This is a genomic window from Thermodesulfobacteriota bacterium, from assembly GCA_036482575.1.
GTDB lineage: Bacteria > Desulfobacterota > GWC2-55-46 > GWC2-55-46 > JAUVFY01 > JAZGJJ01.
The window spans coordinates 1-10647 of sequence record JAZGJJ010000149.1; the positions used below are offsets into that span (position 1 = coordinate 1).

The 10647-nt window shown below is 60.3% G+C and carries 12 protein-coding genes and 1 tRNA gene; all 13 read right to left on the bottom strand.

Going from position 1 to position 10647, the window contains the following annotated elements; genetic code table 11:
- Window positions 1-513 (bottom strand): hypothetical protein (locus V3W31_06505; protein ID MEE9614588.1); only part of this gene is annotated, 513 nt, incomplete at its 3' end.
- A gap of 86 nt (window positions 514-599) precedes the next feature.
- On the bottom strand, window positions 600-2012 hold the full coding sequence (dnaB, locus tag V3W31_06510) for a replicative DNA helicase (protein ID MEE9614589.1): 1413 nt from the start codon (window positions 2010-2012) through the stop codon (window positions 600-602).
- Window positions 2013-2271: 259 nt separating this feature from the next.
- The gene (rplI, locus tag V3W31_06515; protein MEE9614590.1) at window positions 2272-2790 is read right to left on the bottom strand and encodes a 50S ribosomal protein L9; all 519 of its coding nucleotides are present in this window, start codon (window positions 2788-2790) and stop codon (window positions 2272-2274) included.
- Between the two features lie 25 nt (window positions 2791-2815).
- Window positions 2816-3115, bottom strand: coding sequence for a 30S ribosomal protein S18 (rpsR, locus tag V3W31_06520; protein ID MEE9614591.1), 300 nt, complete (start codon window positions 3113-3115; stop codon window positions 2816-2818).
- Complete coding sequence (rpsF, locus tag V3W31_06525) at window positions 3105-3551, bottom strand: 30S ribosomal protein S6 (protein MEE9614592.1); 447 nt, start codon at window positions 3549-3551, stop codon at window positions 3105-3107. Before rpsF ends, rpsR begins: the two co-directional genes overlap by 11 nt.
- Before the next feature lie 144 nt (window positions 3552-3695).
- A complete protein-coding gene (gene ychF, locus V3W31_06530) occupies window positions 3696-4784 on the bottom strand; it encodes a redox-regulated ATPase YchF (GenBank protein MEE9614593.1) in 1089 nt (362 codons plus the stop codon).
- A 104-nt stretch (window positions 4785-4888) separates the two neighbouring features.
- Window positions 4889-6910, bottom strand: a complete 2022-nt coding sequence (locus tag V3W31_06535; GenBank protein ID MEE9614594.1) for a sodium-translocating pyrophosphatase — start codon at window positions 6908-6910, stop codon at window positions 4889-4891.
- A 28-nt stretch (window positions 6911-6938) separates the two neighbouring features.
- A complete protein-coding gene (gene pth, locus V3W31_06540; GenBank protein MEE9614595.1) occupies window positions 6939-7535 on the bottom strand; it encodes an aminoacyl-tRNA hydrolase in 597 nt (198 codons plus the stop codon).
- Between the two features lie 26 nt (window positions 7536-7561).
- Complete coding sequence (locus tag V3W31_06545) at window positions 7562-8269, bottom strand: 50S ribosomal protein L25 (protein ID MEE9614596.1); 708 nt, start codon at window positions 8267-8269, stop codon at window positions 7562-7564.
- Between the two features lie 38 nt (window positions 8270-8307).
- Window positions 8308-9246 (bottom strand): ribose-phosphate pyrophosphokinase, encoded by a 939-nt coding sequence (locus tag V3W31_06550; protein MEE9614597.1) that lies wholly within the window; start codon window positions 9244-9246, stop codon window positions 8308-8310.
- Window positions 9247-9272: 26 nt separating this feature from the next.
- A tRNA-Gln gene (locus V3W31_06555) sits at window positions 9273-9347 on the bottom strand.
- Window positions 9348-9423: 76 nt separating this feature from the next.
- A complete protein-coding gene (gene ispE, locus V3W31_06560) occupies window positions 9424-10287 on the bottom strand; it encodes a 4-(cytidine 5'-diphospho)-2-C-methyl-D-erythritol kinase (GenBank protein ID MEE9614598.1) in 864 nt (287 codons plus the stop codon).
- 16 nt (window positions 10288-10303) lie between these two features.
- Window positions 10304-10647 (bottom strand): hypothetical protein (locus V3W31_06565; GenBank protein ID MEE9614599.1); only part of this gene is annotated, 344 nt, incomplete at its 5' end.

Here is a 10647-nt window from a genome sequence, read left to right on the forward strand (position 1 = left end):
TTCGCGAAGAAAGCCCTTCCCCTTAAGCGACTCGACCGTGGAGTATACGCTCTTCCCCTTGAAGCGCCTTAGCAGGGCGGCGAGGGTCACCCCCTTTTCAGAGGCCCTTAGCACCTCCCCCGCCACGGCGGAGGTTTTTTCCACTTCCAGCACTCCACGTCCGGAGTCAGTAAGGTAGAAGTGTCTATAGCTCTTTATATTGACCGACGAGGGATGCGTAAGGGCCAAAACCTCTCCAATGGGCGCGAAGTAGTAAGAGGAGAGCCACCTGAGGAACTTCAACCTCTTCGAGTCGACGACGGGCACGTCGTCGAGCACGTCGAGTATGGGCTTTACCGTCTCCACACCCGGCTCTTTTACAAACGAGAGGATGTAGCCGGTGACGGTGCGCCTCCCGAAGGGCACGAGAACGCGCTTACCCGCGGCCGCTTCCTTTTCTAGGTGGGCCGGTACGGAATAGCTGAAACTCCCCTCTACCGGGAGGTTGACCGCGACGTCGACGAATCTATCCAAATCCAATCCTTGTGTGCGGGTATTTTTCCGTTACGAGCCGGGGAGACGGGGGGGCCGGGGGGGCGAAGTTCAAGTAAGCCGGGGGACTACTCCACCCATTCGTCGGGTACGTCGGAGTAATCGACATGTGCCTGGTCCTCGAACCTGGTGAACTCGTTCAGGAAGGTGAGCTTTATATTATCCGTGGGGCCGTTACGCTGTTTGGCGACTATTATCTCCGCGCCGTGCCTCACCCCGCACGTGCACGCCCCCCTGGGGCATTCGCAGTCCTTGTAGACGGCCTCCCTGTAGACGAACATCACCACGTCGGCGTCCTGCTCGATGGCCCCGGATTCGCGGAGGTCGGAGAGCTGCGGCTTTTTGATATCGCGCTGCTCGGGACGCCTTGAGAGCTGGGAGAGGGCCACGACCGGCAGGTTGAGCTCCTTTGCCAGGGCCTTCAAGGAGCGGGATATCTCGGAAATCTCCTGCTCGCGGTTATCGGTGTTGCGCCTGCCGCGCATGAGCTGGAGGTAGTCTACCACTATGAGCTTCAAGCCCAGCTCGGTCTTCCACCTCCGGGCCTTGGCCCTGATCTCGAGCACGGTCTGGGCCGGGGTGTCGTCTATATAGACCGGGGCCTCGTAGAGCGTCCCGACGGCCGTGGTAAGGTTCGACCAGTCCTCGTCGGTCAGGAAGCCCTTCCTGAGCCTCTGGAGGTCCACCCTGGCCCTGGAGGCAAGCATCCTCTGGGTGAGCTGCTCCTTGCTCATCTCGAGCGAGAAGACCGCCACCGGGCATTCGCCCTCGATGGCCGCGTGCTCGGCGATATTCAAGGCGAATGCCGTCTTACCCATGCTCGGACGGCCGGCTATGATTATGAGGTCCGAGTCCTGGAAGCCGGCGGTAAGGGTGTCCAAATCCTTGAAGCCGGTGGCTATGCCGGTTACGTGCGTCTTCTTCTCGTAGAGCTTCTCGATGGTCTCGAAGGCGTGGCCGACGATGTCCTTCAAGGCGTAGCAGGATTTTTTGTCCTTCTCCTGGGCGACCTGGAAGATTATCTTCTCGGCGTCGTCGAGGAAGTCGTCCACGCGCTCGCCGCCCTCGTAGCCGCGGCTGGCTATCTCGGTAGCGGCGCTTATGAGCCGCCGCAAGAGCGCCTTTTCCTTTACTATCCGGGCGTAATAGACGAAGTTGGCGGCCGTTGGCACGGCCTCGGCAAGCTCCCCTATGTAGGACACCCCGCCGACGGATTTCAGCAGGTCGGAGTCCTTGAAGAGGTCGGTAAGGGTCACCGGGTCCACGGGCGTGTTCTTCTCGAAGAGCGAGACCATGCCCTTGAAGATCTTTCCGTGTACCTCGTGGTAGAAGTCGTCGCCGTCGGGGGAGAGGAGTTCCAAGGCCTTGTTGATGGCCTCTTTGTCTATGAGTACGGAGCCGAGGACGGACTGTTCCGCTTCGATATTATGCGGCGGGACCCGCTGGACGGATTCTCTCTGTCGTTGAACGCTAAGCGCCATGGGTGGGCAGGGTGTGGGCGCGGTCCGCCCGAAAATGGTTCGATGCGGGCCGTGCCGGTAACGAACTAACTACCTTGGAGAACACCGGCCCTTCAAGGCCGGGCCCTCCGGAAAAATACGCTACAGTAAACGCCCCGAACCTGGAGGCGGCCGAGCCCTTCAGAAAAACATGCCGTAGTAAACGTCCCGGACCTGGAGGCGGCCGGGCCCTTCAGAAAAACATGCCGTAGTAAACGCCCCGGACCTGGAGGCGGCCGGACTACTCTTTGATTACCGAAACTTTGAGCTCGGCGGTCACCTCGGGGTGGAGTTTTACGCCGACGGTAAAGTCCCCGAGTCTTTTAAGGGGCTCGCTAAGGAGGATATCCTTCTTGTCTATCTCAAGACCATTTTCCTTAAGCGCGGCCTCGATGTCCATCGAGGTGACGGAGCCGAAGAGTTTCTCCGGTTTTTTCTCTTTCTTCCCTTTTCCCTCTTCTTTCCCTTCTTTCCCTTTTCCCGGCGTCTCCTCTTCCTCCGGCGCCACCCCGGCCTTTCTGGAGAAGCTAAGGCTCAGCGCCTCGACGTCGGCGCGCACCTTTTCGGCCGCGTCCTTCTTCTTCCGCTCCTTTTTCTCCCAACCCTCTCTCTCGGCCTCGAACTGCCTCACGTTCCCGCCCGTGGCCTCGACGGCCACCCCGCGGGGGAGGAGGTAGTTCCTCGCGTACCCGTTGGCAACGTTGACCACGTCACCGAAGCTCCCGAGGTTGGTTACGGATTCCTTAAGTATTATCTTCATAACGGTTCACTCCGTCTCTTAAACGCTATATGGAGGTCCCTGTAAAGGGAACTATTGCCAGGTTCCTGGCACGCTTCAGGGCGATTGCCAGCGACCTCTGGTGCTTGGCGCAGGTGCCGCTTATCCTGCGGGGCACTATCTTACCCCTCTCCGAGAGATAGGGCCTGAGCGCCTTTGCGTCCTTGTAATCTATCTTCAGGTCTTTTTCCTTGCAGAAACGGCAGACCTTCTTCCTGTGGAAGCTCCTTCTCGGACCACCGCCGTAACCCCTTGGGCCTCCACCTCTGGGACCTCCGCCTCTCGGGCCTCCTCCTTCACTTCTCATCCCGGCCTCCTTCCTTCCCCTCTTCCGTGCTCTCCGAAGAGGCGGCGGGAGCTTCCACGGCCTCAGGCGCCGCAGCCGATGTCTCGGCTGGTGCCTCCGCCGGTGCCTCCGCCGAGACCTCGGCCGGGGCGGCCTCTGGTTCGGGCTCGGGCCTCGTTATCCCCACGGTCTGGTAACGCAGGACATCCTCATTGAGCCTCAACATCCGCTCCAGCTCCTTGGTCGCCTCCGGAGTGGACGTATAGGTCATAAGTACGTAATATCCATCGGGGTTTTTCTGTATGGGATAGGCGAGCTTCCTCCTCCCCCACTCGGCGACCTCGGTCTCTCGCTCCGCGCCTTCCACAAGCGCGGTGGCCTTGCCGATAATCCCCTTGTTTCCCTCTTCACCCAGGTCCGGCTTCGTGATCCAGACCGTCTCGTAATCTCTTTCCATATTACCTCCTTATGGTTCCCCGCTCGTGCGGGTTCGCCCCTTTTTATCGGAGCAAGGATTTTTCAATGTTACTTTATACTATATGCACCGCCCGAAATCAATAAAATAATTTCCCTTATCCCCTCCTTAGCCCGATCAAGAAGTTCAGACGGCGAACTTGAAGTATATTACGTCCCCGTCGCGTACGACGTACTCCTTGCCCTCGACCCTGGTGAGCCCTTTTTTGCGGCATTCGGCCTCTCCCCCGAGCGAGACGAAGTCCTCGTAGGCGGTGACCTCGGCCTTTATGAAGCCGCGCTCGAAGTCGGTGTGGATGACGCCTGCGGCCTCCGGGGCCAGGGCCCCCTTCCTTACGGTCCAGGCCCGTACTTCCTTCTCGCCGGCGGTAAAATACGTAATAAGACCGAGGAGTTTATTGGTCTGCAGGGCAAGCCTCGTAAGGCCGGACTCCTTCATTCCAAGGCCCTCCAGGAACTCTTCCTGCTCCTCGGCGGAGAGCTCCGCCATCTCGGCCTCCACCTTTCCGGAGATAACCACGAAGCCCGCCCCCTCGCTCTCGGCCCTCTCCCTTACGGCCGCGGCACCTGGCGAGCTTCCCTCGAGGTCGTCCTCACCCACGTTGGCCACGTAGAGGACCGGCTTTGCCGAGATGAGGTGAAGGTCGCTTACCGCCTCCCTGGTCTCCTCCGGGAGGCCCCTTACGGGGCTACCCTCCTCAAGGCACGCCTTTACGCTCTTCGCCGCATCGAGGGCCGCCACAAGCTTTTTATCCCCCTTTTTCGCGGCCTTCTCGGTCTTCTCTATCCTCTTCGTGACTCCGTCGAGGTCGGCGAGCAAGAGCTCGGTCTCGACGGTCTCTATATCGGACAGCGGGTCCAGCCTTCCGTCCACGTGGACCACATCCCGGTCCTCGAAGCACCTGACGACATGGGCTATGGTGTCCACGCTCCGGATATTGCCGAGGAACTGGTTGCCGAGCCCTTCGCCGGAACTCGCGCCCTTTACGAGCCCGGCTATGTCGACGAACTCTACCGAGTTGGGGACGACCCTCTGGGGCTTTACTATATCGGCGAGGTTCTGGAGCCTCACGTCCCGGAGCGGCACCATGCCGACGTTCGGGTCGATCGTGCAGAAGGGGTAGTTGGACGCCTCCGCTCCGGCGGCGGTCATGGCGTTGAAGATCGTGGACTTGCCGACGTTCGGCAGCCCTACTATTCCACAGTTAAAGCCCATTCGGTTATCGGCTATCAGTTATCGGTTGTCGGGAAAGAACCAAAAGAAGAGGGGCCGGCTATTCACCGGCCCCTCTTCCACTATAATCGAGCTGCCTCTCTCTTTTAAACGAGCAGCGGTGCTATGACGAGCGAGACGACACTCATGAGCTTTATGAGGATGTTCATGGCCGGGCCCGAGGTATCCTTGAAGGGGTCTCCGACGGTATCTCCCACGACGGCGGCCTTATGGGCCTCGGAGCCCTTGCCGCCCATGTTGCCCCTTTCTATGTACTTCTTGGCGTTGTCCCACGCCCCGCCCGCGTTGGCCATAAAGAGCGCGAGGAGCACTCCGGCGACCGTAGCCCCGGCGAGCATACCGCCGAGGGCGGCCGGGCCGAAGAGGAAGCCCACGAGCACGGGCGCAGCGACGGCAACGCATCCGGGGGCTATCATTTCCCGGAGCGCGGCCGAGGTGCTTATGTCTATACACTTCGCAACGTCCGGCTTCACGCCCTCCCTGCCTTCGAGCAGGCCCGGTATCTCGCGGAACTGGCGCCTTATCTCGTTAACCATCTTGAAGGCGGCCTTGCCGACGCTGGTCATGGTCAGCGCCCCTATGAAGAACGGAAGCGTCCCGCCTATAAGGAGCCCGATGACGACGGTCGGGTCCGTGACTATTATCTCGAAGGCTTCCCCCCGGGCGCTGCTTATGGCCTGGACGAAGGCCGAGAACATGGCGAGCGCGGTTAGCGCGGCCGAGCCTATGGCAAAGCCCTTGCCTATGGCGGCGGTGGTGTTGCCGAGCGCGTCGAGGTTGTCGGTTATCTCCCTTACGTCCGGGCCGAGGCCGCTCATCTCGGAGATGCCGCCGGCGTTATCGGCAACGGGGCCGTAGGCGTCAACGCTCATTATTATTCCGGTGGTGGCGAGCATGCCGACGGCGGCTATGCCTATGCCGTAGATGCCCGCGAAGTAGTTGGCTATGAATATTGCGACGCATATGGAGAGCACCGGCAGGACGCAGCTCTCGAGCCCCACGGCCAACCCGGTTATTATATTAGTTGCCGGGCCGGTCTGGCTCGCGTCGGCTATCCTCTCCACGGGCCCGGCCGCGGTGTAGTACTCGGTTATGAGCCCTATAGCTATGCCGCTAAGACACCCTATGAGCACGGCTATATATACCCCGAACTTAACGTCCATGGCCGGTACGGCTATAAGGGCAAAGACGAGGAAGAGTCCGGCGGCTATGAAGGTCGCGTATCTCAAGGCCGCCGCAGGATCGCGGTTTTCCAGGACCTTCATGGCGAGTATGCCGAGCGCGGAGGCCACGAGCCCCACCATGGCGAGCACTACGGGGAGTGCCATAAGCGAGTAAGATGTACCGAGCCCCGCCACCTTGCTCCCGGCTATGGCGGTGGCGCCTATGGCGATCGACGCTATCATGGAACCCACGTAGGACTCGAATATGTCCGCCCCCAGCCCGGCCACGTCGCCGACGTTATCGCCGACGTTATCGGCTATGACTCCCGGGTTCCTCGGGTCGTCTTCGGGGATGCCGGCCTCGACCTTACCGACGAGGTCGGCGCCGACGTCGGCCGTCTTGGTGTATATACCGCCCCCGACCCTGGCGAAGAGCGCTATGGTAGAGGCGCCCATGGCAAAGCCGTTTATGACGACCGCCGTCTCGGGCTTCCCGAAGATCAGAAAGAGCACGCCGACGCCGAGGAGCCCGAGGCTCGCCACCGAGAGGCCCATGACCGAGCCCCCGAGGAACGCCACGGAAAGCGCCTTTGAGGTGTCGGGCTTATACATATTGGCGGCCGCTGTCGTCCTGACGTTGGCCCTCGTGGCGGCCTTCATGCCGAAAAAGCCAGCGAGCATCGACAGTATGGCCCCGGCCAGGTATGCCAGCGCGGTAGCGGAGCTTATGAAAACCGCCAGCAGCAGAGCGACCGCCCCGACGAAGAGAAGCAGTATAGAGTACTGCCTCTTAAGAAAGACCATGGCCCCGTCGTGGATCATGGCGGATATTTCCTGCATCTTCTGGTTGCCTTCCGGCTGCATGGCGACGTAGATGTATATGGCCAGCGCCATCGCGAGACCGGCCATGGCCAGATACGGCGCAAGACTTACAAACCAACCCATATTATTCACTCTCTCCTTTCCATCCCACTCAGTTAAACGCGTTCATCGCGCTGTCTATACCCTTGTCCAGAAAAAGCTCTACCGCCGAAGCGGCGTTTTCGAGCATATCTTCGAGTGCCTCTTCCTCGTCCGCGGCAAAGGGGCCGAGGACGTGTTCCGCCGTGGCGCCCTCATCCGGCTTGCCCACCCCCAGGCGTATCCTGGGAAAGGCGTTGGTCCCGAGCTGCGCTATAATTGAATCGAGCCCCCTGTGTCCGCCGCTCCCACCGCCCTTTCTTATCCTTACCTTCCCCAAGGGCAGGTCGCAGTCGTCACAGACGACTATAATCCTCTCGGGCGCAAGCGAGAAGTTTTCCGCAAGCTCAAGCGCGGCCTCGCCGCTCAAGTTCATGAATGTCGTGGGCTTTGCCAGGACTATGTCGCGGCCGGATATGGAGCCTTCCCCGATGGTGCAGGCGCCGCTGCCTTTACCCCCCCTACCCCCCCCCCACCCCCACCATTTCCGCCGGGCCTTAAAACTTACGGCGTGGCGGGCGGCGAGCCTCTCGACGACCATCACGCCGACGTTGTGCCTGGTACCGGCGTAACGAGAGCCTGGGTTTCCGAGTCCTAATACGGCGAACAAAAATACCTTCCCTTACGTATGCGGGCCTACTCCTTCTTCTCCGCCTTCTTCTCCGTCTTCTCTTCCGACTTTTCTTCCGGCTTCTCCCCCGGTGCGGCTTCCCCCTCCGCCTTCTCCTCGAAGCTTTCGGCAAGTTCGGCCTCGAGCTCCTCCGGTGTCTTCTCCTCCACCTCGGCTATCGGCGCGGCCACCCTTATAACCGTAAGCTCGGGGTCGTCAACGGCCTTCAGGTCCGCTGGAAGGGTAATATCCTTTATGTGCAGCGTGCTTCCTATGACGAGTGCGGTCACGTCCACGTCTATGGAGTCCGGTATGTGGCTCGGGAGGCACTCAACCTTTATCTCCCTCATCTCCTGCTGCAGTATGCCGCCGAACTCCACGCCCTCGCACTTGCCCACCACGTGTATCGGGACCGGCACGGTAACGGCCTTGTCCATGAGGATTTCCATCAGGTCGATGTGACGGACGTCGTCCATCACGGGGTGGCGGTCGAGGGACTTGAACATCACCTTCTTCGCCTTACTCCCTTCGAGCTTGAGGCTCATGAGCACGTTGCCGCCCGCGTGGCCGTGCAGTATCTTGTCTATCTCTCTGGCGTTGAGCGTAAGGGACAAACTCTTCTTCACGTTCGGCCCGTAAAGGACCGCGGGGATGAAGCCGTCTCTCCTGAGCCTTCCGGTCGCCCCCTTCCCTGTCTCCTCCCTTGGCCGGGCGGAAAGTTCTATCTCTTCCATCTTCTTCCTCCTGTGTTTAATACGTACTCGCCGGCCCCTCAGACAAAGAGGGAGCTTACCGACTCGCCGAAGTGTATCCTCTTTATCGCCTCACCGAGGAGCGGCCCGACCGGTATGTACTTGATCTTGCCGCACCCGTCGTCGCACCTGTTGGGTATCGTGTCGGTCACGACGACCTCCTTCAAGGGGGAGTTCTCTATCCTCTCCATGGCCGGGCCGGAGAGTACGGCGTGCGTGCAACACGCGTATATCTCCTTGGCCCCGTGCTCCTGCAAGGCCGCGGCGGCCTGCGTCATGGTACCGGCGGTGTCCACCATGTCGTCGAGGAGCACCGCTACCCTGCCCTCGACCTCGCCTATGATGTGCATTACCTCGGAGACGTTCTGCGAGGGCCTCCTCTTGTCGATTATCGCCAGCCCCGCCTCAAGCCTCTTCGCGAACGCCCTGGCCCTCTCCACGCCTCCGGCGTCCGGGGAGACGACCACTATCTCGTCGGTAAAGCGTCCCTTTATATAAGGAAGGAGCACCGGCGTGGCGTAGAGGTTGTCGACCGGTATGTTGAAAAAGCCCTGAATCTGCCCGGCGTGCAGGTCCATGCAGACAACGCGCGTCGCGCCCGCCACCTCTATCAGATCGGCCACGAGCTTGGCCGAAATGGGTGTGCGGGGCGCGACCTTCCTGTCCTGCCTCGCGTAACCGTAGTACGGTATCACCGCCGTTATCGAATAGGCCGACGCCCTCTTGAGCGCATCGAGCATTATCAGAAGCTCCATCAGGTTGTCGTTACACGGGGTGCAGAGCGACTGCACGACGTATATCTCCATCCCCCTGACGCTCTCCTGGATGTCGACGCTTATCTCACCGTCGCTGAAGGTCTTGACCTCGGCCTTGCCGAGCTCCACCCCGAGCGCGGTGCATATCCCCTCGGCGATAACCGGGTTGGACCTTCCGGTGAATATCCTTACCTTGTCGAGCATGGTCGGCTCCTTGGCCGGTCTTTATCTGGCTGGGGCGGGAGGATTCGAACCTCCGAATGCGGGGACCAAAACCCCGTGCCTTGCCGCTTGGCGACGCCCCAAGCGATTTCCGCAGTTCGCGATCCGCAACAGCTTCATACCTTCGCCCGAAGAAACTCCGGACAGAAACGCAAGGGTTTAGAGCCCCCTTGCGAGCCCCCTTGCATGGAATATGGCGGCGGGGCTATCTATTTGTCTTTCCAGATCTTCCATGGCGCGGGCGGCCAGGTCCCCGTCCGTAAAGACACCGAACACCGTGGGGCCGCTTCCGCTCATAAGCGAGCCGAGCGCCCCCGCACCGTCGAGCAACCCCTTAAGTATCGATATTTCCTGGTGTTTTTTAAGCACCCCCCCCTCGAGGTCGTTATAGAGGTAGGCCTTTATGCCCTCCGGCACCCCGAGGGATTTTCCTGAATATAATAGAATATTATCTCCACCTTTTTTTGTCAAGTCCAAATTATCATACGCCCAGCGGGCGGAGACCTCGAATCCAGGATTTATGAGGACGTATTCGTAGGCCGGGAGCGTCGTTTTCTCCAAAATCTCGCCCCTGCCACTTACGACGGCCGGGCCGCCGGGGATAAAAAACGGCACGTCCGAGCCTATGGAGGCGGCGATATCCATTAGCTCCTCCTCGCCGAGGCCGGTACCGAGCAGCTCGTTCAAACCCCTCAAGACCAAGGCCGCGTTAGAGCTGCCCCCGCCGAGCCCGGCGGCCACGGGTATCTTTTTAACTATATCTATCCGAACGGCCATCTTAAGCCCCGTCCTCTCAAGGAAGAGCTCCGCCGCCCGCCAGGCGAGGTTCTCCCGGCCCGTAGGCACGGCCGCACTGTCGCAGGTGACCGTGACGGTATCGCCCGGAACGGCCTCGATTGTCAGTTCGTCCGAGAGAGATATAGGCTGGATAAGGGAGCGTATCTCATGGTAGCCGTCCTCCCTCTTGCCGAGGACTTTCAGGAACAGATTTACCTTCGCGGGAGAGGATACCGTAATGGACATTTTACCCGTACGGGGCTCAGGATAAGAAAAGCACCACGTTAAGGAATACAAATAGGCCGGTTAGTATCCATACCGCGTAGTCGCGGAGCTGCCCGGTCTGAAGCCGCCGCATAACCGAGGCGAGTTCCACCACCATCCGCGCCACCCCGTTCACAACGGCGTCGACCGCGGCGAGGTCGAAGCGGAGCGAGCCAGAGGCCGTCTTCGTCGTATACCGGAGCACGCACTTATAGAGGTTGCTCACGCACTCGTCGACCGGGGCTACCAGTTCCTTCGCAAAGCGCAGGAACGCCCGGCCGCCCCTCCTGTAGAACCAGTCGGTATCGATACTGATACTTGGTACGGCCAGCAACCTCTCCC